Below are 24,468 nucleotides of genomic sequence, written 5' to 3'. Positions count from 1 at the left end.
AGCCTTAACTGATAGGGTTAACTTTAGAGCATATTTTTCAGTTTTTCTAGTTGTTGAGCTGCTAGGGCTTCAAAATCTTCTTCTGAAATATCTTCAAGATCTGGGACTATATCCCCCTCTATTTCCGATTTATCAGGTGGACTCAGTTGATCGGGGAATGTCCCCTTTTCTGTTCCTTTCCCTTCCATTAACTCCTCTATATATAGGGACAGCTTGGCAATTGTCGGATATTCCATCGCTACGGTCTCAGGTAAATGAGTTTCCAGTTGATTTTGCAGTCTATTTTTTAATTCCACCGCCATTAAAGAATCCATTCCCATTTCCATAAACCCTACATTGACTTCTGGTAATTGGGATGAACTTAAACCTAATACCTGAACGACTTGCCCTCGAATGTGTTCGATTAAAATTTCTTGACGTTCCTCTGGGGATGCTGCCTCTAATTTTGCTAAAATCTCTACTTTGACTTTCTGCTTCAGTATATCCTGTTCTACTAATTCCTCTTTTTGTAATAATTCTCGTAGTAACGAACTTTTTTGAAGACCACTCCAATGCTCTGCCAATACCGACCAGTTTACAGCTATTACACCTACCTGACCAGGAACAGCGCAGCATCCGCTGACTTCCCCCTTTCTAAGGGGGACGGGAGGGGGATCGATAGATTGATTTGCTAACAGTAAATCCAAGGCATACATTCCTTCTTTGGGGGCAATCTCACTTACCCCACTGCTCTGGATGCGATTTTGATGTTCCACTGCTAAACGCGCAGCCATGCCCTCAGATGCCCAGGCTCCCCAATTAATCGCTAGTCCTGATAATCCTATGCTCTGACGATAACCCGCTAAAGCATCCATAAAGGCATTGGCTGCCGCATAATTTCCTTGACCAGGGGAACCGATTAAGGACGCGATTGACGAGAAACAGACAAAGAAATCTAAGGGCAGATTTTGAGTTAATTGATGTAAGTTCCAAGTTCCTATTACTTTGGGCGAGATGACTTGGGCAAAACGCTCCCAATTCATCTGCTGTATTGTTCCATCATCAAGCACTCCTGCTGTATGAATGATTCCTTTGAGTCTTGGCATTGAGGTCTGAATCTGTTCCAGAATTTTGGCTATTTCTGCTTCACGAGAAACATCCCCTAACAAGACTTTAACTTGGCATCCTACTTCTTCTAAGTGTTGTATGGATTCTTGGACTTTTTCTGAAGGCGGGCGGCGGCTAGTTAAGACAATATTTTTAGCTCCCTTTTCTGCCAACCATTGGGCGGTGTGTAATCCTAACGCTCCTAATCCTCCTGTTATTAAGTAACTCCCCTCTGATGATAAGGATAGGGGTTGAGGTAATTCTGGAGGTTCTTGGTTTGCTAGACGAGCGACATAGGTCTTTTCTCCCCGTACGGCTAGATTATCTTCTTCTGGTTCATTCGCTAATAATTGCCACAGCATTTCTATTTCGTCTGCTGCTGCGGTCGCTTGTGGATCTAAATCTACTAATCCTCCCCATAATTGGGGATGCTCTATCGACATTGCTCGACCTAATCCCCATAGGGGTGAAGCGGCTAGTCCTGTAATATTATTTTCGGTTGGGGATAAGACTGACTGAGAGCCACGGGTTACTAACCACAGTGGGGAGACGCTGGCGTTTTTCAATAATGTTTGTACCAGGTGCATGACGCTGCCACATCCCCATACTTGGGTTTCTTTTAGAGTGTCAAGGGTTAAGTCTTTGGATGCTGGAGTGTCTAAACTCCACAAATGAATTAACTTTGATAAGGGCAGTTGATTCTGGTCTTGAACTTCTTGATACAGTTTGTCCAATTCTTCGGGAATAGAAGGATTGAGTTGATATTTTCCGGCGGCTAGTTTTTGATAGCTCTCTCCCCGATAAACTAAGCTGTATTGATGACCCTGTTGTTGGAGTTTTTGGGCTAATTTTTCAGCTCTCCCTGTGCGATCGGCAAAAATTAACCAATGACTGGGTTGAAGGTTTGTTGTTGAGCCAGATCGATCTAAAGGTTTCCATTGAATTTCATAGAACCCATTTCTGAGGGTTACTGCGGCTAATTGTTCTTGATGTTGTTTAGCTAATACCTCTAATAGTTCGGGTAACAGTTTAAGCTGTTCTGGTGAAAATTTTCCTGCTCTTTCCAGTTGTTGAGCGATCGCCTCTGTTTTTCCTTGAGTAAGGAGTTTTACGACTGAAGTCTCAGTAATATTCCCTGATTTTTGAGGTTCCTTCTGTTGATCTATTTCTACCCAGCAGCGTTCTCGCTGGAATGGATAGGTGGGCAATGCTACTTTCTGACGAGTATAATCTTGGTCAAATCCTGACCAATTTACGGTTATCCCTTTGACATACAATTGTCCTAAGCTCGATAGCATTTGTTGCCATTCTTCTACCCCAGGACGTAATGAGGGCAACCATACTCCTACATCTTCTGGTAGACCTTGACGGCCCATGCCGAGCAAAACGGGTTTCGGCCCGATTTCTAAGAACAGTACGTTTCCTTGCTCGTGTAACGTTTTTATACTTTGATAAAACTGTACGGGTTGTCGGATATGATTGACCCAATATTCTGCCTTCGTGACTTCATTTCCTGCTTTTTGCCCAGTTACATTTGATATGAACTTTATTTTCGGTTGACGATAGGTGACTTCCTGAGCGACTGCTGCAAACTCGGCCAACATTGGCTCCATCAGGGGTGAATGAAAAGCATGGGATACCTGTAGAGGTTTGGTTTTAATACCCATTGCTTCTAATTTACGGCAAATGGTGGCGATCGCCTCACCTGCACCAGAAATCACCGTACTTTCCGGCCCATTGATCGCTGCTATGGCTACTTGGGAGCTATATTCTGCGATCGCCTCTTGCACTAGAGATTCTGATGCCATTACTGCCACCATCTCTCCACCAGAGGGCAACTGTTGCATCAACCGTCCCCGCATAGCCATTAATTTCAGGCCCTCTTCTAAACTGAACACCCCTGCCACAGTTGCTGCCACATATTCTCCTACACTGTGACCCATTACCACAGTGGGTTTAATTCCCCAAGATTCCCATAACTTGAATAAAGCATATTCAATTGCAAACAGAGCCGGTTGCGTATAACCGGTTTGGTCTAACCAATTAGAACTTGACTTTTTTCCCTCTTTAGGGTAAAGCACCTCTAATAGAGGGACTTCTAGATCGGGTTGTAAAATTTGGTCGCATCGTTCTAAAGCTTGACGGAACGTGGGCTGAGTTTCATACAATTGCTTACCCATATTCACATACTGAGAACCTTGGCCTGTGAATAGGAAAGCTATTTTAGAACTTGCGCTACCGCGATCGAATTCCCCACAAGATAGGCCAACGACTTCCTTGCCTGTTTTCCAAGCCAATAGCTTTTCTGCTAATTCCTTTGGCTTAGAAGCTATCACTGCTAGTCGATGCTGAAAATGTTCTCTTCCGGTATTAGCCGTATAACAGACATCGGCTACTGCCAAATCTGGATCGGTTTCTAAATGCTTTTGATAACGATCGACCAAATCTTCTACAGCCTTTTCTGTCTTAGCTGAGAGAGTCAAGAGATGAACTGAACGTTCTACGTCATCTTCACTGTTGCCTTCTCTTGGTGCTTCTTCCAAAATTATATGAGCATTCGTGCCACCCATCCCAAAGGAACTCACCCCCGCTATTCTGGGTTTTCCCTCGTCAGACCAAGGCATTAATGAAGTCGGAATTTTGATCGGTAATCGATCCCAATCTACATGGGGATTTGGTTCTTTTAAATGCAAATGAGCAGGGATTTCCTGGTGCTGAAGAGCTAAAATCACCTTCATCAAAGATGATACACCGGCTGCTGCTTCCAAATGCCCCAAATTGGTCTTGACCGATCCCACAATTAAAGGGGAATCTGCCGGACGTTTTTTGCCGTATACTTCTGCCAGAGCTTCTATCTCAATGGGGTCTCCTAAAGACGTTCCTGTACCGTGAGCCTCCAAATAGCTAATTTGATTGGGTTCTAACTTGGCATTGGTCAAAGCTTGTTGAATCACCTTTTTCTGAGCCATTCTATTGGGAACGGTCATCCCACTACTTGGCCCATCATGATTAATAGCAGAACCTCGAATAACGGCGGAAATGAGATCCCCATCACTCACTGCATCAGACAAGCGTTTCAAAACTAGGACACCACATCCTTCTCCCTGACCATAACCATTAGCAGAAGCATCAAACGTCTTGCAACGACCATCAGGAGATAGTGCCCTCAGTTGGCAACGACCAATCGTGCTGAAGGGCGATAAGATTAAATTAACTCCACCCACTAAGGCTAAGTTGGATTCTCCCGATCGCAAACTCTGACAGGCCAAATGGGCAGCAACTAAAGAACTCGAACAAGCTGTATCGACCTGTATATTAGACCCTTGCAAACCCAAGAGATGGGAAATACGACCGACACCAATACTCCTATTACTGCCAAGAGTCGGGTAACTTTTGGCTTCTTTGAGAATGACAGCAGAATAGTCATCTGTGGAGATGCCCATGAAGACACTGGTCTGACTATTCTTCAGGTTTGTCCAGGTTTGCCCAGAATTTTCCAGGGCTTCCCAGGTGACTTCCAAAAGTAATCTGTACTGGGGGTCTAAACTCACCGCTTCTCTTGGAGCAATACCAAAAAACAAGGGATCGAACTGATCCACTCGATCGATAAAGCCCCCTTGTTTGGTGTAAGCTTTCCCTGGAACTTCTGGATCGGGATCGTAATAAGCACTGACATCCCAGCGATCGCCAGGAACGGGGCTAATGGCATCTATGCCATCATGCAACAAACTCCAGTATTTTGAGGGGTCATTCGCTCCTCCAGGAAATCGACAAGCCATTCCCACAATGGCGATCGGTTCGGTTTTGGCTTTATTGACGGCTTCAAGCTTACCTCGCATCTCCTTCAAAGTTTGAAGCACTTCTTTGGATATGCTCATTTTAGTCTTCCTCCAGTAAAGCTTGAATTTCTTCTAACTCTGAAGCGATCGCACTATCAATTTCTCCTTCAAACTCCGTTTCCATCTTCTGGGGAGGAGTTATCTTTTCACTCTCTTCAACCCCAATGTCTTCATCTTGCTCTTCTGAGAAAATTTCTGCAAGCAAGTAGTCCGCTAAATCTTTAATATTAGACTTTTCAAACAAGGTTGCTGTACTGATCGAGAAACCAAAAGTAGCAATCAACCTATTTCTTAACTCAACCGCCATCAAGGAATCCATTCCCATTCTGAAAAATCCTAATTCGGGATCGGGAAGTTTAGATTTCGATAACCCTATAATCTTAGCGACATCAGTTTGCAGATGCTCGATCAGTATTTCGAGCCGTTCGCTTTCTGGCGCTCGATCGAGTTCTTGTAATACTTCCGATCTCTGTTGAGAAGCCCCTTCTCCATCTGTTGCTTCTGAGTCTCGTGAGATTTTCGACAGAAATGCCCCTTTCCCTCCGAGTTCATAGAGTTCCTTAAATACATCCCAATTGATATCTGCGACTACGGTTTGAGGACTATGGCTGGCTAATACTTGCTCCAAAGCCGCGATCGCTTTTTCAGGCTCTAGAGGTTTTACGCCCATTTGGTTTAACCAATTCATGGACTCTCCTGCTGCCATTCCTCCTCCTGACCAAGGCCCCCAATTGATGCTATAGGTTGGTAATCCCATAGACTGCCGATAATCCGTTAATCCATCCAGAAAATGGTTAGCTGCTGCATAATGAGCTTGACCTTTAGAACCCCATACTGAGGCAATGGAAGAGAAATTCACAAAAAAGTCTAGCTCAAGCTTCTGAGTTAACTGATGTAGCACCCATCCTCCTACTACTTTGGGACGCAATATGGTTTCAAATTGAGAAAGTTCCAACTCCTGAATCAGGTCAGATCCGATAACTCCTGCGGCATGAATTACTCCTTTCAGAGGTGGCCTGGTTTCTTGCACTTGCTTCAATGCCTTCTCCATATCTTTTTGCACAGATACATCGGCTTGAGTTACAACCACCTCTGCTCCTTGCTTGCGTAAACTCTCAATTCTCAATTGTGCTTGCTCTGATGGCTGAGAGCGACTGATTAATACTAGATGTTGACATCCTTTATCTACCAACCATTGAGCTATATTCAAGCCTAATGCTCCTGTTCCCCCAGTAATTAAATAACTTCCTTCCTTACTCAAGGATACGGGTTTAGATTCTGCTAAGAGTTGTCTTTCTAAACGAGCTACATAGATTTCTCCATTACGAATCGCCAGTCGATCTTCTTCTTGTTCTTCTTCTAGGAGCTGTAGGAGTATTTCCGCTTCATTCGTGGAAGATTCCCGATCTAAATCTATTAATCCTCCCCATAATTGAGGATGTTCCAGAGATAGGACTTTTCCTAATCCCCAGAGTGGAGTTTGGGCTATTGCCACTTCTTCTGAAGGCAACACAGACTGGGAAGCTTTGGTGATTAACCACAGTTGCGGTGAGGATGATTTCCAGTATTTTTCCATAGCTTGCACCAGATGCAAAACACTACCACAACCATTCTTTTGTGCTAACTCTAAAGCAGACTGACTGAGTTGTTGAGAAGGTGTCGCTTCTAGGCTCCACAAGTGAATGATTCTCGGATTTTCCCCCACAGTTGCCTTTGCATCTTGGCAAAAACGCTCAAAATCGGCTGGATTAGATGGGTTCAGTTCCCAACTTCCTGTTTCTTTGTGCTGGTATGTTTCCCCCATAAATACCATGAAAGAGCGATCGCCTCTTTCTTCCCAGATATTTCTCAGCCTTTCCCCTACACCCTCTTGATCCTGGTCACTGAGCGAAGCCGAAGTGCTGAAGATGATCCAAGTTCTGGGCTGTAGTCTTTTTTTCTGCTGTTTTCTAGCGCCTACCTTTTGCCATTCTATGCCATAGAAAAGCTGTTGTAATGAAACATCAGAGTAACGTAGGGGGGTTTGGAGAATTTCTTGGTTCCACTGGTAAATTTCCTCTACTGACAATGAGTCTTGCTTTTGGGCTGTCATGACTACATAGCTCACTAGCCCCCTACGCAACATCTTGTAGAGGTTGTCATAAGATTGCAGCCCGACTCTGGCATTTTCGTTTAAATTACCTTTTCTACATACATAGTCGAGATTCTCTGGGAAATTAGGATCGTCTAAACCATTAGCAATCTCGTTACTAATATCTACATAACGGGTGATTTTGAGATGACTTTCTGATAATAAATATAGCCACTCTTGTTCAGTTATCAGATAAGATGAATGAGCATCATAATCAATGTTAAATGAGGCATTAGAAATAAAGTCTGATATGACGAAATTACCCTCATCATTTAAGTGATTTTTGATATTTAAAAAGAGTTCCTTTTTCTTTTTGATGTGACAAATAACTTCAAATCCGTATATCAAATCGTAACGATCTGGAAACTCATCCTGAGAACTATCCCCATTAACTATTTTTACCCGTTCTTCTAAATTTAATTGACTAATTTTTTTGTTTCCTAATTCTACTTGCCCTTCTGATATTGTATAGCCACAAAGGTCTAAGTGATTATACTTCTGACCTAAAGCCATTAAATCAGTTCCATGGCCACAACCAATATCTAGAACTTTACGACAAGCAGAAAAATCAACTTGCTGCCAAGCTATATTTCTAATCTCTTGTTGGGCTGTTGATGCTAATTTGTGATATTTCTCTTGTGTTTTTAATTTGGCGAAAAATAGAACCCATGAAAATCCTTTGATAATCCCTGGTAAAGGAATGTAGTTCAAAATGGCTTCTTCATCTGTCAACGCAGCTAACTCATCATAAAAGTCACCCACTACATCACCTCGATCTTGCAGATGCTTTTGATACTTAGCTCTCAAGATATTTAACAACTTAGGTAATAACTTCTCTTCCTCTTCGGTTAATTCTTCCGATAACTTCAGCTCTTGAATTAATTCCTCTGGATCGCCTATATTGAGTAGATTTGAACTTTGATGGCTAGTATTTCGGTCTTGATTTTTAGTCTTTTCTATCCAATATCTTTCTCTCTGGAATGGATAAGTTGGCAATTCTACTTTTTGATTGGTATAATCGCGGTCAAATCCTGACCAATCTACATTGAAACCTTTGACATAGAATTGCCCTAAGCTTAATAGCATTTGCTGCCATTCTTCTACTCCCGGACGTAAGGACGGCAACCATACTCCCACATCTTCTGGTAAACATTGCCTTCCCATTCCTAACAATATGGGTTTGGGGCCAATTTCTAAGAAAACTTTATACCCTTCTTCATGGAGAGTTGTCATACTCTGGGCAAATTTCACGGGTTGTCGGACATGATTGACCCAATATTGAGCCGTAGCCATGTCTGAACCCACTTTTTGACCGGTGACATTTGATATAATGGGTATCTGAGGCTGACTATAGGTGACTTCTTGAGCTACTGCTTCAAACTCTGCCAACATTGGCTCCATCAACGGGGAATGGAAACCATGGGAGACCTGTAGATGCTTGGTTTTAACGCCTTGTTCTTCTAATTTGCTGCAAAGGGTGGCGATCGCCCCACTTTGCCCGGAAATTACTAGACTCTCTGGCCCATTTATAGCTGCAATTGTTACTTGGACACTAGACTCGCTTATAGCCGCCCTAACTTGAGATGCTGATGCCATCACTGCCACCATCTCTCCACCAGGGGGTAACTGTTGCATCAACCTTCCCCGCATGGCGATTAATTTCAGACCATCCTCCAGAGTAAAAACCCCTGCCACACAAGCTGCCACATATTCTCCCACACTATGACCCATCACCCCATTGGGTTTCATCCCCCAAGATTCCCATAACTGCGCTAGGGCGTATTCAAGGGCAAACAAAGCCGGTTGAGTATAAGCGGTTTGGTCTAATAAAGAAGAACTAGGCTGAGAATAGATCGCTTCTAATAGAGGGACTTCTAGATATTCCTTCAGAATTTCATTGCATCGATCTAGAATTTTCCGAAACGTTGGCTGAGTCTCATAGAGTTGTCTTCCCATGTCTACATATTGAGACCCCTGCCCTGTGAACAGAAAAGCAATCTTTTTCTCCTGACTTTCTGCTTTTCCTCTCACCACTCCATTGCTCTCATTACCCTGAAGCAAATCTGCTAATTTTTGCTGTAGATCGCTGTTTGATTCGGCTACTATTGCCAGTCTTTCTTCAACATGAGTCCGCCCTGTATTCGCGCTGAAGCAGATATTTTGTAGCGCTGCTTCAGGTTTTAACTCTAAATAAGTTTGATATTTTGTTGCTAGTTCTCTTAGGGCTTCCTCTGTCTGAGCTGAGAGGGTTAAAATCTGTTGCGGACGCTTTATAACCCTCTCAATTTTGACTTCTTCTAGGGGTTCTTCTAATACGATATGAGCATTAACACCACCGATACCAAAAGAACTTAAACCGGCACGTCTAGGAATCTCTTCTCCTGATTGATTGGTTAATCTTTTCCACTCTTGATTTTCCTCTAAGATATAGAAAGGAGTATCTTTCAGACTAATGCGCGGATTTAATTCTTTGAAGTTGACAATTTTGGGAAGCTTTTTGTGCTTCATTGCTAATAAGACTTTGATTAATCCCGCAATTCCTGCTGCTCCTTCTAAGTGCCCAATATTGCTTTTTACTGCTCCTATACCACAGTAGGGTTTCTCCGTTTTTTCCACTCCATACTGGTGATAAAGTTGTCTGTAGGCTCTTTTCAAAGCATTCATTTCTATCGGGTCTCCCAACGGTGTGCCCGTTCCATGGGATTCTATGTAAGAAACTGTATTCGGAGAAATATTGGCTCTGCTATAGGCTGAACGAATGACTTGAGCTTGAGCATACACATTGGGAGATGTGATCGTTCTCGCTTGTCCTCCGTGATTAATGGCACTCCCTTGAATTACACCATAAATGCGATCGCCATCTTCTATTGCCTTTGTCAAAGGCTTTAATAAAACAACTCCTGCTCCTTCTCCCCTAACATAACCATCTGCATCACTACTAAAGGTTCTACATTGTCCGGTTGGAGATAACATTCCCAGTTGACTCATCTGGATGTAGGTTGTTGAGGTGAATAACACGCTGATCCCACCGACTAACGCCATCTCACATTCTGATTCTTTGAGGGATTTAACCGCGTAATGAAGAGCGACCAGTGAGCTTGAACAAGCTGTATCTATTGGAATACTTGGGCCGTGTAGATTAAAAAATGAAGAGATGCGGTTGGGAATCATACAAGTCCAAGTTCCCGTGCCACTATGACCTTCTACATTCTCTTGATTTTGGTTCATTAATAGAATAGAGTCATAGCTACATGCCCCGATAAAAACACCTATATCTTTTCCTGAAACTTGAGAGAGCGAGTAACCCGCATCTTCGACACAAGACCAGCTCAACTCCAGCATCATTCTCTGTTGAGGATCTATGTTTCTTGCTTCTCTAGGGGAAATCCCGAAAAATTGAGCATCGAATTGGTCTATATCTTCTGTTAACCCTAACCATTTACTGATGGTTTTGTTGGGAGTTTGGGGATTAGGCGAGTAATATTCTTTAATGTTCCACCGATGTTCAGGAATTTCTGTAATGCTATTGATTCCTTGCTCTAGGTTTTGCCAGAATTGATGGTAGTCTTTCGCGCCAGGGAAGCGACAAGCTATACCAATAATTGCGATCCCAGCTATATCCTTCTTTTCAATGGAATATTGCATAAACCCAACGGATTCCTGATGCAAGGAAAAAACTCTTGGAACTTTTAACTTGAAGTCACACTACCACAAGGACTCCCTTCTAAGCAATGTCTTAACAAAATTTAACTATTAATTGTCAAGAAGTATTGACAGAGACTAGAGATTACTGAATTTCAAGGCTAACATGGAGTATTTGGGATTAACTTTAGGGTACTGATGTTACTAAAAATCCCTTGATAATCCTGTGTCTTTTTGAGCTAGAGGAAACAACTGTGAGTCCAGAAACTTTAACCCCGACTGATGCACCCCAGGTTACAGAGAGTGCTTACGATCCATCGGAGTTTAACCAGTATGTGATGTCTACTTATGGGCGGTTTCCGATCGCCCTCAAACAAGGAAAAGGTTGCCTGGTTTGGGATACTCAAGGTCGCGAATATTTGGATTTTGTGGCCGGTATTGCCACCTGTACCTTGGGTCATGGCCATCCTGCTTTGGTGGAAACAGTAACTCAGCAGATTAGCAAGCTCCATCATGTATCGAATCTGTACTATATCGAAGAACAGGGGGCGTTAGCGAAATGGTTAGTCGAGCATTCCTGTGCCGATCGCGCTTTTTTCTGTAATTCGGGTGCAGAAGCTAATGAAGGGGCGATTAAATTGGCCCGCAAATATGCCCATACGGTATTGAATATTGAAGACCCGGTAATCCTGACGGCAAAAGCCAGTTTCCATGGTCGAACTTTAGCCACCATTACCGCAACTGGCCAAGCTAAATATCAACAAGGGTTTAGTCCCCTGGTTCCGGGCTTTGCCTATGTGCCCTATAACGATTTTGAAGCCGTCAAAGAGGCGATCGCCTCCCTGGATAGCTCAGAACGGCGCGTAGCGGCTATTTTACTCGAACCCTTACAGGGTGAAGGCGGCGTGCGTCCGGGAGAATTGGAGTATTTCCTACGCTTGCGTCAGTTGTGCGATCAGACCGGAATTTTACTGATTCTGGATGAGGTGCAAGTGGGAATGGGACGCACGGGCAAACTTTGGGGCTACGAGAATTTGGGTATTGAACCGGATATCTTTACTTCAGCTAAGGGGTTAGCGGGGGGTATTCCCATTGGTGCGTTGCTCTGTAAGCAGTTCTGCGATGTGTTTGAACCGGGAAATCATGCCAGCACGTTTGGCGGTAACCCCTTTGCTTGTGCCGCAGCGCTGACGGTGTGTCAAACGGTGGAGCAGGATCGGTTGCTTCAAAATGTACAAGAGCGGGGCGAGCAATTGCGGAAAGGCTTGCGGGCGATCGCCGCTAAATATCCCCAACTGATTTCTGAGGTGCGCGGATGGGGCTTAATTAATGGTATGGAACTGCAACCAGAGACTCCGTTAACTTCCATTGAAATTGTCAAAACCGCCATGGCGCAAGGGGTGTTATTGGTTCCCGCAGGGCCCAAGGTGGTGCGGTTTGTGCCTCCGTTAATTGTGTCTGCGGAGGAAGTGGATCGGGCAGTGGCGGAGGTGGAAAAGGCGATCGCCAGCCTTTCCGAAGCCTAATCACCCGTAGGGGCGAAGGACTCTTCGCCCCTGATGATAGCAAGTTTAAAAAAAAATCCTATCAGTGCTTATGGAAGAACTACCAAAAATTAAATTTCTGCAACAACCCACATCTGAAGCTTGGGTAGAACAGGCGATCGCCAACCTGAATACGATCCTCCTCGATCATTCCCACTGCGAGCGCAAAGCAGCCGGAGTCGCTCTCAACCTCATGTTCCGCTATCCCTCCAGTCAGGTGTTGGTGAGGAAACTAACGGCGATCGCCCGCGAAGAACTCGAACACTTTGAACAAGTCAATCAATGGTTAGAGCGCCTCAATATTCCCCTGGCTCCCCTGTCTGCTGCTCCCTATGCTGCCGGATTAAAAGCCCAAATTCGACCCTCTGAACCCGAACGAATGCTCGATTCTTTGTTGATTTCTGCCCTCATTGAAGCCCGTTCCCACGAGCGTCTGGGACTGCTCGCCAACCATCTCCCCCATCCAGAATTGGGGCAATTTTATCGCTCTTTAATGGCTTCTGAAGCTCGCCATTATGGAGTCTACTGGATCTTAGCCACCACCTATTTCGATCCGGCGATCGTCCAAGAGCGCCTAGACGCTCTGGCGCAAGTTGAGAGCGATTTACTCTCGAACTTGCATTCAGAGCCAAGAATTCATAGCTAGTTGATTATTCTATGCCTAAAATTTCCATGGCTTTTTCTAACAGCTCATCAGGATCGAACGGTTTCGTCATATATAAATTTGCCCCCACTTCTTCGCCTTTTTTCTTATCAAACTCTTGACCTTTTGCCGTTAACATGATAATGTAGACACTCTTTAAGTCCAGTTGCTTTTTTACTTGATAACAGACATCAAAACCGTTCATCTTAGGCATCATCACATCCAAAAAAACCAAATCCGGTTGTTCTGCTTCAATCAAAGTCAAAGCCGTTTCTCCATCTCCTGCGGATAACAACTCTACTCCCTCATCCTCCAACTCTTCTAGGGTTTGTTCAAGAAGGATTCTGATATGGTGTTCATCATCTACAATTAAAACTTTTTTGTCCATAATTAATATAAAACCTCAAAGACTTCGATCGTGTGCATTTTTCCTTTGACATTCACTAATCCTACCTCCTTAAAATCAAACTGGTCGATTGTACGATCGTAAATGGTGCGATCGACTAAAATCTGCCCTCCTTTGGCGATCGCCTGCAATCGCGATCCTGTATTTACTTTATCACCAATTGCAGTATAATCGACATGCTGGCGAGCGCCAATATTGCCGACAACAACCTCCCCTGAACTAATTCCGATACCGGTTTTAAAGTTGTCCCGAATCCAAGGAACAGGTATAGATTGTAAACATTCTTGCATAGCGATCGCCGTTTCAATCGCTTTCTTTTCACTCTCTTCTAAAGGAGCAGGTGCGCCAAACATACAGACAATCATATCCCCCACAAACTTATTTACCGTTCCCCCATAACTAAAGATAACATCGACCATATGGGTGAAATAAATATTTAAATATTCTACAATTTTTTCCGGCTCCAGCATTTCGCAATGGGTCGTAAAATTGCGGATATCTGAAAACAAAATCACCAGATCTTTTTTCCCAGTTTTTAGCAAGCTTTCTTCCTTATTATCAATAATCGCTTTAACCAACTGGGGAGACATATACCGCTCTAAATTACTTTTAATTCGCTCCTGTTGCAACTGATAATTATGAAAGCGAGCATTTTCCATCGCATTAGCAGTTTGAGAAGCTAGTGCTGTCAAGAGTTTTAAATCTGCTGCTCGATAACTCGTGAGTTGAGAATGCCCTATCCAAATCACCCCAAAAGCCTCATGGCGACTTTTGAGAGGGGCACAAATCAAAGCTCGATTGAAGCGTTCAGTGTCACTTAATCGAGGATCATTTTCCACATCATTAATGACTTCAGCCACCCCCGTTGATAACACATAACCGACGATCCCATCATCAATTGCTAAATCTCGTGAAGGAGAATCACCGAATTGAGCGAGAGTTGTAAATCGCTGATGTTCAGGATCGACTAATAAGACTTCACCCTGGGTAGAGTCAATAATATCTCGTGCTTCTTTGAGTACCAATTCGGCAATCACTCCCATATCCAAGCAAGCACTCATCTCCTCAGAAATACGATATAAGAGATTAATTTCTTTGTATCGCTCTAAAGTTTCATTGACCAGCGCTTTTTGAGAAAGACTCTGATTAACCAGATAATTTAATAAACTAGATACAGCAGAACTCCCTTCATCTCCACGCACCCATCCAATCACTTCTCCTTCAACTTTTATCGTATATTCTTGAGGGAAGAAAGGAGCAGTACGACCCATTAACAAATTTCTGTTTTTATCGAAAATTCCTACATTTCCGGGAAACAGATCGAGCCACTCTTGAATTATATTTTTAAGAGTTGACTTATTAATTAATGACTTCAGTTTTATTTTCATTCTGCATAGGGGGATTCTCTAATAACAAAACAATGACTTGATCGTTACCTTTTTGAAACCTTAAAGTTTTTACTAATCTAGAAGTATTAGATATATTCACATCAGTAATAACCAAATCAGGATTCGCTGCAAATAGCGCATCCTCCGTATTCATAGTTTTCATTTGATATCCTTGAGATTGGAGGATTTGCGCTAGGGTTTGTGCATTTGAAGATTGTTGATCGAAGACTAACACTCGTTTAGATGAGTATTTTTGATCCAGTAGCGTCTGCACCCTCTGTAAAAATTGTTCCGAGCTTATAGGTTTAGTCAGATATTGATCCACACCAATACGATAACCTCTTTCGGAGCGATCGTCAGCCGAAATCATCAGAATGGGAATATGCATGGTTTCTGGATCGTGTTTGAGAATCGCAGTCACATCCAATCCATTCAACTCTGGCATCATCACATCTAAAACCACTAAATCGGGTTTTTGCTGCTTAATTTGGGCGATCGCCTCCTGTCCATTCGCCGCTTGTCGTACATCATACCCTTCCATATCCAAATGTTGAGTCAGGAACTCTCGAATATTCGCATCATCATCAACCACCAAAATCACCCGTTGTCTTTGCTCTCCATTCCCCTGGTTATCAACAGGAGAATCAGTTAATTTTTGCACTAACTGATTCCATCCCATATCCCCAGGACTTTCTGATATGGGCAACCAAAAGGCAAAGGTACTCCCCACACCTATGTCACTTTCGACCCAAATATGGCCGCCATGATGCTCAATAATTTCCTTACAAATCGGTAATCCTAATCCGGTTCCTTTCGGTTTATTAATCAGGGTATCCCCCACTTGCTTAAACTTCTCGAACACTTTAGGTAAATCTTCTGCGGACATCCCAATCCCTGTATCTATCACTTGCACCACCACCGTTTCACCTTGTTTTCGTGCCTTACAGGTGACCCTTCCTTGCTCCGTAAACTTAACAGCATTAGAAATCAAATTAATCACAACTTGCATTAATTTGTCTTCATCTCCGCGAATGATCGGTATATTATCTTCTACTTCAACCACTAATTGAACTTGATTCTGATTAAACAAGGAAGTCGTTGCTACCGTAGCTCGTTCTATCAGTTTCTCGATCGCCACCGGTTGATCTTTCCAATCGACTTTACCAGCTTCCATTTTGGCCAGATCTAACACATCATTAATTAAGGCCGTTAACCGCACGCCTTCAGAAACAATAATATCTAAGTTCGTACTTACTTGATTGACTGCCCGTTGGACTTTCTGATCTGTGATATCTACTCTAGGTAATAGCACCTCTTCTAGTTTTTTCCTAATCAGTTTGGCAAACCCTAAGACCGAAGTCAAAGGCGTTCTCAATTCATGAGAAACCGTCGAAATAAACTCAGTTTTCATCCGATCGACTTCCTTATCTGCGGTAATATCTCTCACCAAGAAAACACACCCCAAAAATTGTTGGCCTAACTGGGGATCGGTTTTGGAAACTCCTGTGGCCACAATTTTGCCAATCCGATTTTCTGATAAGTCAATCTCTGACTGAAAAATGCTGTCGGTATTTTGTTTAACCTTGATTCCCAATTCAGAAAAAACACCGCCAAAAATATCTTCACTCTTTCTGTTGACCAAACTTCCCGTTTCTAAGTCAAACAACTTAAATAGGGCTTGGTTTGTTTGCGTTATTATTCCTTCTGTATTCGTCACCAATAGACCGTCAGCAATATTATCAATAATTGAAGTTAAGTTTGCCAAGGTTTCTTGTAAAGATTGAGTGGCAGATTCCACCTGATTTTCTAAATCATTTTTGGATTCTTGCAGTTGATTAATCATCTGGTTAAACGCTTGTGCTAAAGTCCCGATCTCATCTTCGGTCAGCACGGGCGCTTGAGATTTTAGATTGCCATCACTGACCTGAAGAGCTGTTTCTGTAATGCCCAAAATCGGTTGAGTGATGCGACGGGAAATAAGATATATAATAATCAATAAAAATAAAGCCGCACTTAACCCGATTTGCAAAATTTCCTTCAACAGTCTTTGGGCGGGAGCAAAGGCTTCTGCTTGGTTCATTTCTGCTAACAAGGCTAAATTTTGATTTTCCATCCAAACATAAGCTCCAATTACTGGAGTTCCTTTATAATTTCTATAAAGGCCTAACCCATCAATGCCTTCAGTTGCTTGCTCAATCCCAAAGCTATTGACTTCTGTTAATTGCTCTGGATTTTCCGAGTTGCTACTCTCTTCTTCTGCTTCAAGACTTTGCTGAGAAATAAACACATTGCGATTTCCTAAGCGGCCAATCAGATAGGTTGCACCGGTTTCACCTAAGCCGGTTTTTTCGCGAATAATATCATCAATCCCTTGGAGATCGAGATCGACAGCTAAGACTCCCAGACGTTGACCGGAGCGATCGAGGATAGGGGTGGCAAAGGTAATGGCTGATTGTCGGGTAATGGGAGAGGTATAAAAGGTGGGAACGACTCTGGTGGATTGATCTTCTGTAAAATAGGTTGTGGTTGTCCCTAATGGTTGATAGGTTTTCTCTTTGGTTTTATTGGTCGATAAGGCGACAATTCCTCCTGTAGTTAACAAAGAAATTTCTTGTAAACTGGGTTTAACCTCAGCAAATTTTGCCAATTCTTCAGCAATACTTTCATAGGCAATTAAGGTGTTGAGAGCTTTTAAGGTTAAGGGGGTATCCGGATCTAGGTTTTGATCGTTCTGAAACTCGGCGATCGCTGCTTCTGTGCCACTGCCATAAATACCGTCGATCGCCCCTTGATAATACCCCAACTTTTTTAACTGCTCTTGGGCAATAACGACATCCTTGGGATCTGAATCGGTGATGAGGATGGGAGCTTCAGAGCTTGAACGGAGTAAATATTGCCCTTGGTTGAGAAGGGTGGGAGATTTAGCCAGTAATAGCACATCTTGATACTGGGTTTGCACCCAATCATCCAGTTGATATTCTTTAAGGGACGTAGCCACTTGCAAGCGATTATATACTGAGTCTCTCAAGGAATCTCTTGCCCTAATATAGGCAGCGATCGCCACCACACTAACCGTCACTAAAGACAAGAGAGAGAAAGAGGTCACCAACTGAGACAGGAGACTTTTTCGGAGAAACTTGAGCATAACACTTGCCTCAAAGAAAAGTAGGATTAATGTACCTATGTACCAGGAAAGTTACTGCCAATCCTGAAAAATGGTTTTAATCGCTGCGATCGCCCGATTAGTGGCATCTTGAGGTGACAAATCCTCACTCACCATCTCAGCAATCACTTTCCCCCAAACATTTCGGCTTTGCACCTCACTATAAGCCGGATTCAAAGCTTGTGCAAATGGACGAGTCCGATAAAATTGTTGAGAAGCTGTTGAAATGTGCGGATCGGTAGAATCTTGCCAAAACGGATCTTCCAACAGTTGAGGCATCACTGGGAAAAAGCGCCCTTGAGACCCTTGAATATAGAGTTTGAGATTGTCTGGTTCAATCAAATAGGATAAGAACTGCTTCGCTTCATCCTTATATTTTGAAGATTCAAAAATCACTACTTGTTTAATCGAAACCACTGAATCCATCGGATCGCCATTTGGTTTATTGGGCCAAAGAGTCGTCAACAGTTGTTCCTCATAGGTGATTTTATCTTGTCGTTGCGAGCCAGGGATAGAGAGGGTCGGATTAATGGTCATCAATGTGGAACGACTCAGAAAAGTCACATTATTATCCGCATTTCCCCAGTTAATCGCTTCTGGAGGAACATATTGTTGTTTATAAAACCGGGTATAAGCCTCTAGTGCTTGTATGATTCCCTCACGGACTTGGGCGCTGTCTACTTGCAAGTCCCCCGCTTGATTGACAATTTCCACATCAAAAGCCGCCAAAAATTGCTCGAACACAAAGAAGGTATCCGAGGCTGAAGCAGACATGGGTAACCCCATACTATAAAAATTACTTTGCCCTTGATTCTTGATGGGAGCTTGGGCTGATTCCCAAAACTCCCAAAATGCATCCCAATCTTTAGGAATCGCTTCTTCTCCTGCACGAATAGAAGAGAGCAACGGTTGCCAATAATGGATATGATTAGTGGTTTGAGTGATGGGTGCAGAATAATAACTCCGTTCTCCCGTCGTTTCGTTTAAGTATTTAACCGCATTCAGAACGGTGGGAGTATAGAAAGATTGGGCGGCTTCAATCACATCGGAAACATCCGCCAACTGATTATTCCAAGCCAGTTTAGGAATAAAGGTTAAATCAGCATCATGACTATACAGAACATCGGGAGGATTGCCAGCAGCGATCGCCCGTTCCGCCTCTTGCAGAATATCCCCTTCACTATAAAGGGTCAGTTCCACAGGTAACCCACTATCGGTCTCCCATTGCTGCACTAACTGACGGATAGCTTCCGTTTCCTCTGGATAAAAGCCTTGACTCCACCAAATCCGAACACTCTCCCCGCCGCTACTGGTTGTCGTCTGAGACTCTGGCCTTTGACCGCAGTTTGCCAAAGTCAGGCCCAGTAAAAATAGAGATAAATTTGTAAACTGCCGCCGTTTCATAATTTAATATCCAACACTACTCATGCATAGGCAAGATCGATGCCATCATAGCGTATCATGCTCGCTTCAAAACGGCTGATGGTCTGTCTGTATACAGATCTCTATTTTCTCTCCAATTTTAGCTATTCTTTATACTGGTGAAATCCGAATATGTATGATCAACATTGAGCGGTAATCGATAAGCGATAAACTGAAGGATTGTTATCAGGATCAATGATGTAAAATAAATCTTTTTTTGCTGTCTCATCTACTTCCCTAGCCGAAAAAGCCAGACGGAAAAAATAGCTGTTGCCAATCCGTTGAGCAGTTACCATACCCAATAAAGCGGCTTCGGCTTTATCAAGAGTCACCTGGATCTGGTGATAACGATCGCCTAAAATCACTGTTCCCTCCGTTACCCCTAACCCACACATGGAAGAAACCATTGAAGAAACTGTCCGATGGTGATCGAAAGACTTATCGTCTAACCGAAACGTTTCTAGCTGGTTTCCACCATTATGAGTCGCAAAAAATAAACTGTCTAATTCAAAGGCCTGGGGATTTAGCATAACATATCCACAGCGTAAATAACCCATGATATCCTTCGGAAAGTCCAACTCATACCCTAAATCGACTTGCTCAGACGTTAGCCCGATACCCACTTGTTTTTGAATCGTTCCTAATTCAGTTGTTATCCGACCTGTCACCCAGATTTTTTGCTCATCTGCATCAAATTGTATTATTGGATCGACTGGTTTTAAATCATCAATACACCGACTTCCAGGAGACTGAAAGATTAAATGTCCACAAAAATGCTCATCTACCCAATCAATATCATCATAATAGCCATGGTGTAATGTGCCACATAACCAGTGCGACGAAACCCCCTTAAACCATAATCGATCGATGCATAATCCGCGATCGCAATTCAGGCGTAGTTTAATCTTCTCTGTCTCCAACGTTAACCACCGATTTCGGCGCTCTACCTTTAGCTGAGGAGGTAGAGAACGATTCCAATTTCCAGACTTTAACTGAGGAGTCACAAACACGACTCCTAACTCATCCGCCAGAGTTTTTAACCTCTGTTCATAATCTATCAAGCGTTTAGCTGTAATATGAGTGCGAAAATCGCTACTCCATAGGTAACATAACTCCTGCCAAACTGGATCGGTATAACTGACTCGACCTTTGAGATAATTGTAAATTGACCAACATTGGCTATTAATCTCTAAATCCGTCCCCGTGACTGCCCACCGGGTAATATTATACTTTCTTTGTTTCTTGACGGGAATTGGATCTTCTGAAGACTCCAAGGATAAATCATGACCGCCTAGGGAGGATGATAATCGCTCTAATACGTTGCTGACAGGAATAAACTCAAATCGACCATCTGCTTGTAATTTGTTGACTAAATCATAGATTTTTTGCCATTCATCAACTTTAATGCTCGCTTCAGTGGCGTACCGACCGGGACGGAAATTAAACACTTCGGCATCATTTCCATATAACATCAATACTCGGTCTTTGGCTTCTAGATGACTAAGCAAATATTCATCCACATATTCATACCCTTCCAAGTCTCCATGAATATATTGCTGGAATTTTTGAAACGCGATCGAATTATTCCAAATCACGGGAATTCTTTCTCCCATTTGACTACAGGCATATTGAGGATAATAACGCCATTCTGGTTTCCATTCCCTATGATATCGATAGGGATTATTCCATTCCATAACGATCGCTTGATATCCTGCCCTTAAGTAGTGAGAAACCAAACTTGCAGAATAAGCTTGTTCGTTGACTAAGGCAATTGTGGGCCGAATTCCTAAGAGCTTCTGATATACTTGATGACCCCAATAGAGATTGGCAGTATTCACTTTATCTGGAACGATGGGGCCAATAATTTGGGCATATCCACTGCCAATTAATTCACACTTGCCTTCATGAATTAAACCCCTTAATCGATCTACCCATCTAGGATCGAGTTCAGCCACCACTTCTAGAGTGTAACCTGTCACTTCAATGGCTACAGGTAGATTCAATTCAGATGCTAATCTGAGAACTGGCCAATAGCACCGTTCCACCACTAGGGGACGCTGCTCTATCTCAATCGATGAGAAGGCAAGATTGAGATGGAAGAGAACCACCAAGGAGAGACAATCAGAAGACTCTGCTGGATTAGAGGTTAAAATATCTGTAGGCGATCGCTTCGAGGGTTCGGAAAGCATAGTTTGTTTCTATACGGAAAAATAGGGAGGATTGGCTAATGAGAAAGCGTTAAATAGAGTCCCATCCTATCATGCAGTTTCTTGTTGCCTATTATAGCTTAATTATACGGTTGATTTCAGAATAATTCCGGACATTTTGTATCCTTAGTGCTATCTTAAACAACATAATCTTTAGTCCTCAATTTTTATGGCTCAAGTTTCTATCTTTCGGTTAGCGATTATCGGATTGGGTAACGTCACCCAGTATTATTGGCCGGCCTTAGCTAAGGTAGAAGGCTTGACGGTAGTTGGAGTGAGCGATCGCGATCGCCAGAAAGTCGATACCTGGAATCATCATTATCCCTATTGTCCTGCTTTTACAACTCTTCATGAATTGTACGAGCAACTTCACCCTGATGCTGTTATCATTGCTACGAGTTCTCCCAGTCACTATACCGTAGCGCAAGAAGCCTTATCCTGGGGTAAACCCATCCTCTTAGAAAAACCCGCCACCCGTTCTAGAGAGGAGTGGGAAACCTTAATCCATCAGGCATCCCAAGCTCAGGTTCCCTTGGCGATCGCCTTTCATGCGGCTTTTGGCGCTGAAATCTTGTGGTTTCTAGACCATCAACCCGAATTAGAGACAACTTACGGCCCCATAACGGGATTTTTTGCCCATTTTTATGACCCCTATTGGGTCGGAGCCTTAAAGCCTCATGCCCATAGTTTAATTTCGAGTTGGATGGATTCTGGAGTCAATGCCTTAAGCGTAATCAATAAACTGATTCCTGCTTTAGACCTGACCCAATCCCATTTTACTCTAGAGTTCACTCACCCCCATGTAGATATTCATAGCCAAGTCGGATTCAAATTTGCTACAACAGACGGCCACTGCGCCGGTCGAGGATGGATTGAAACCCACTGGGGCTTAGGAATTAAGAGTAAAACGACTCACTTACAGTTGGCAAAAACGGGCTATGAACTACTTTTAGACCACGATCTGCAACGACTCATTTTAACCGATCCTCAAGGAAAATCCACTATTCTTGCTGATTGTGCCACCGAAACTCCCCGGATGGTTACCCATTATCAAAGGGTTTTTGAGGACTTTAGGAACCATTTACAACAAGGAACCGATAATTTAGAATTTGCCCAATCTGTCCATAATTTATTATATTCGGCTTACGAATTCCCCTACAATATTCAAATGAAGCCGCCTCTCTAAGCGCCAAACAACCACACCCAAATGGGCAAGGTACATAACAAAACGACAGAGCCAAGGGCTAAACTGGTAACGGCCAAATCCTGGTCTAGATGGTAGGCTTGGGCAATCACCAAAGTAGCAAACGAAGGAGGCATCGACATCTGTAGCACCATCACTAATCGCGGAGGCCCATCAATACCAAAAAACATTAATCCTGTGCCCACGACTAGGGGAACTAAGAGCATTTTAATGAGTAAACAAGTAGAGGCTTTTTTGAGCTTACCCAGGGTTTTGAGTTCACTGAGCTTAATGCCAATTAACACCAAAGAAATCCGCACAACCGTCCAAGCCGCATTATATAACGTGGTTTCGAGGGTATCCGGAAGGGGAACATAGCGAAATCCTAAGCCAAATAAGAGGCTCCAAAATGCAGGATTATTGCGGGTGGCTTTGAAGGTTCTTTGTAGAATAGATTCCTGTTGCTGATCGCTGTTGCCAAAATAGGAAGCAAGGGCAACCCCAACCACATAAACGGCGATCGCCGATCCCAGCAAATCGTAAAATAAAGCCCAGGCAAAATAATCTTCTCCCACCAACCCTAAAACACAAGGAAATCCCAAGTAACCCGTATTGCCACACATCATCGCCAGCATAAAACTGCCTTGGGTGGGTTCACTCCAGTTACTCTCGGTTACAGCCGCATTTTGAGGCCCTTCTAGGGCAGGATTTAACCCCCGTGCAATCGATCGCAAGCGCTCATCACTGACTCCCAGATCGATCCAAGTCCAGGCAAAGGCTGCTCCTACTGCGATCGCGATCCAAGCCGTTAACGGTGCAATCCAAATCCCTCCTGAAAGATCCGTTTTCCGCAGAAATGCCACAATACTAATGGGCACACCAAACAGAAATAATCCTTTCCCTAGATAAGGGCTAATATTTTTGGGTAAGAGAGTACCAATCAGAAATTTGCCAATCCCCCATCCTAATAGTGTCCAGCCAATTAAAGGAACATAGAGCTTGATTAAGTTTTCAACTAAGGGAGTCATGATCGCTTAAAATTTTGGTGAACATATCAATCTATACAGCCGTGAGACAGCTTTACCGTAATTATTTAATTCGAGATTGGCAACCAGGCGATCGCCAAGGCGTTGCTACCCTCATCAGCTCAGTTTTAGCCGAATATGGCCTAACTTGGGAACCCCAACACACCGATCGCGATGCTCTAGAAGTAGAAAGCGCCTATCTGCAAACCGGGGGAGAATTTTGGGTGATAGAATCGGATCGCCAATTGGTTGGCACAGCAGCCTATCATCCCATCTCCAAAGGAGAGAAAGCCGTAGAAATTCGCAAAATGTATCTTTTACCCTCCGTGCGCGGACAAGGACTCGGCTCTTTCCTGCTGCAAACCTTAGAATCCAGCATTCAAGCTCAAGGCTATCAACAAATTTGGGTCGAAACCGCCTCCATTCTCCAAGAAGCCATTTGGCTCTATGAACGTCGGGGATATACAAGAGCAACCGGAGTCCAAACCCCGCGCTGCGATCGCCTCTATATCAAAACCCTCTTGACCTAACTTAACATTCTCCCAGTCCCCCATCCGGCAAAATAAAAAGCTGTACATTCTCTCTTAAACATACCTTTATGACTACAGCCGGACTCACTTCTACCCTCATTAACAGTATTCTCTCCATTACAGCGTTTTTCGATGTTATGAGGTACAGTAATCGAAATGTTCCTTGAGAGTGTTGTCCCATGAAAAGCCTGAAGAATGGGCACGCATAGCGTAAAAAATGGTTTTCCCATTACCTATTACCCATTACCCATTACCGCGC

Annotated in this window: 12 protein-coding genes; 4 read left to right on the top strand and 8 right to left on the bottom strand. The window is 43.3% G+C overall.

Annotation, left to right across the window (positions count from 1 at the left end; translation table 11 throughout):
• Positions 1-23: 23 nt before the first annotated feature.
• Together PJF56_RS09800 and PJF56_RS09795 are read right to left on the bottom strand one after the other, a co-directional pair.
• Positions 24-4,964: a type I polyketide synthase gene (locus PJF56_RS09800; RefSeq protein WP_283762486.1), complete on the bottom strand. Its 4,941-nt coding sequence runs from the start codon at positions 4,962-4,964 to the stop codon at positions 24-26.
• Position 4,965: 1 nt separating this feature from the next.
• The gene (locus PJF56_RS09795; RefSeq protein ID WP_283762485.1) at positions 4,966-10,701 is read right to left on the bottom strand and encodes a type I polyketide synthase; all 5,736 of its coding nucleotides are present in this window, start codon (positions 10,699-10,701) and stop codon (positions 4,966-4,968) included.
• Positions 10,702-10,952: 251 nt separating this feature from the next.
• Here PJF56_RS09795 and PJF56_RS09790 point away from each other — a divergent pair, with 251 nt between their 5' ends.
• A complete protein-coding gene (locus PJF56_RS09790) occupies positions 10,953-12,224 on the top strand; it encodes an aspartate aminotransferase family protein (RefSeq protein ID WP_283762484.1) in 1,272 nt (423 codons plus the stop codon).
• Positions 12,225-12,288: 64 nt separating this feature from the next.
• On the top strand, positions 12,289-12,888 hold the full coding sequence (locus PJF56_RS09785; protein WP_430540881.1) for a MiaE family protein: 600 nt from the start codon (positions 12,289-12,291) through the stop codon (positions 12,886-12,888).
• 4 nt (positions 12,889-12,892) lie between these two features.
• Here PJF56_RS09785 and PJF56_RS09780 read toward each other — a convergent pair whose 3' ends face one another.
• The 5 genes from PJF56_RS09780 to PJF56_RS09760 all read right to left on the bottom strand — a co-directional run bounded on the left by PJF56_RS09780 (position 12,893) and on the right by PJF56_RS09760 (position 21,453).
• Positions 12,893-13,273: a response regulator transcription factor gene (locus PJF56_RS09780; RefSeq protein WP_283762482.1), complete on the bottom strand. Its 381-nt coding sequence runs from the start codon at positions 13,271-13,273 to the stop codon at positions 12,893-12,895.
• A gap of 2 nt (positions 13,274-13,275) precedes the next feature.
• Positions 13,276-14,679, bottom strand: coding sequence for an adenylate/guanylate cyclase domain-containing protein (locus PJF56_RS09775; protein ID WP_283762481.1), 1,404 nt, complete (start codon positions 14,677-14,679; stop codon positions 13,276-13,278).
• Positions 14,651-17,824, bottom strand: coding sequence for an ATP-binding protein (locus tag PJF56_RS09770; protein WP_283762480.1), 3,174 nt, complete (start codon positions 17,822-17,824; stop codon positions 14,651-14,653). The genes PJF56_RS09775 and PJF56_RS09770 overlap by 29 nt, the downstream gene beginning before the upstream one ends.
• Before the next feature lie 51 nt (positions 17,825-17,875).
• Positions 17,876-19,246: an ABC transporter substrate-binding protein gene (locus tag PJF56_RS09765; protein WP_283762479.1), complete on the bottom strand. Its 1,371-nt coding sequence runs from the start codon at positions 19,244-19,246 to the stop codon at positions 17,876-17,878.
• Positions 19,247-19,404: 158 nt separating this feature from the next.
• Positions 19,405-21,453 carry a hypothetical protein gene (locus tag PJF56_RS09760; RefSeq protein WP_283762478.1) on the bottom strand — a complete coding sequence of 683 codons (2,049 nt, stop codon included), beginning with the start codon at positions 21,451-21,453 and terminating at the stop codon, positions 19,405-19,407.
• 187 nt (positions 21,454-21,640) lie between these two features.
• On the opposite strand from PJF56_RS09760, the gene PJF56_RS09755 reads away from it, so the two are divergent.
• Complete coding sequence (locus PJF56_RS09755) at positions 21,641-22,657, top strand: Gfo/Idh/MocA family protein (protein ID WP_283762477.1); 1,017 nt, start codon at positions 21,641-21,643, stop codon at positions 22,655-22,657.
• Here the strand turns inward: PJF56_RS09755 and PJF56_RS09750 are convergent.
• Positions 22,654-23,682, bottom strand: a complete 1,029-nt coding sequence (locus PJF56_RS09750; RefSeq protein WP_283762476.1) for an AEC family transporter — start codon at positions 23,680-23,682, stop codon at positions 22,654-22,656. The genes PJF56_RS09755 and PJF56_RS09750 overlap by 4 nt on opposite strands.
• A gap of 41 nt (positions 23,683-23,723) precedes the next feature.
• On the opposite strand from PJF56_RS09750, the gene PJF56_RS09745 reads away from it, so the two are divergent.
• Positions 23,724-24,209, top strand: a complete 486-nt coding sequence (locus tag PJF56_RS09745; protein WP_283762475.1) for a GNAT family N-acetyltransferase — start codon at positions 23,724-23,726, stop codon at positions 24,207-24,209.
• Positions 24,210-24,468: the final 259 nt, after the last annotated feature.

Origin of the sequence: Roseofilum halophilum BLCC-M91, from assembly GCF_030068445.1 — a bacterium.
Lineage (GTDB): Bacteria > Cyanobacteriota > Cyanobacteriia > Cyanobacteriales > Desertifilaceae > Roseofilum > Roseofilum halophilum.
This window is presented reverse-complemented; position numbering and strand designations above follow the sequence as displayed.

Coding starts and splice junctions, on each gene's coding strand:
- PJF56_RS09800 (WP_283762486.1), bottom strand. CDS start 4,964: ATGAGCATATCCAAAGAAGTGCTTCAAACTTTGAAGGAGATGCGAGGT.
- PJF56_RS09795 (WP_283762485.1), bottom strand. CDS start 10,701: ATGCAATATTCCATTGAAAAGAAGGATATAGCTGGGATCGCAATTATT.
- PJF56_RS09780 (WP_283762482.1), bottom strand. CDS start 13,273: ATGGACAAAAAAGTTTTAATTGTAGATGATGAACACCATATCAGAATC.
- PJF56_RS09775 (WP_283762481.1), bottom strand. CDS start 14,679: ATGAAAATAAAACTGAAGTCATTAATTAATAAGTCAACTCTTAAAAAT.
- PJF56_RS09770 (WP_283762480.1), bottom strand. CDS start 17,824: ATGCTCAAGTTTCTCCGAAAAAGTCTCCTGTCTCAGTTGGTGACCTCT.
- PJF56_RS09765 (WP_283762479.1), bottom strand. CDS start 19,246: ATGAAACGGCGGCAGTTTACAAATTTATCTCTATTTTTACTGGGCCTG.
- PJF56_RS09760 (WP_283762478.1), bottom strand. CDS start 21,453: ATGCTTTCCGAACCCTCGAAGCGATCGCCTACAGATATTTTAACCTCT.
- PJF56_RS09755 (WP_283762477.1), top strand. CDS start 21,641: ATGGCTCAAGTTTCTATCTTTCGGTTAGCGATTATCGGATTGGGTAAC.
- PJF56_RS09750 (WP_283762476.1), bottom strand. CDS start 23,682: ATGACTCCCTTAGTTGAAAACTTAATCAAGCTCTATGTTCCTTTAATT.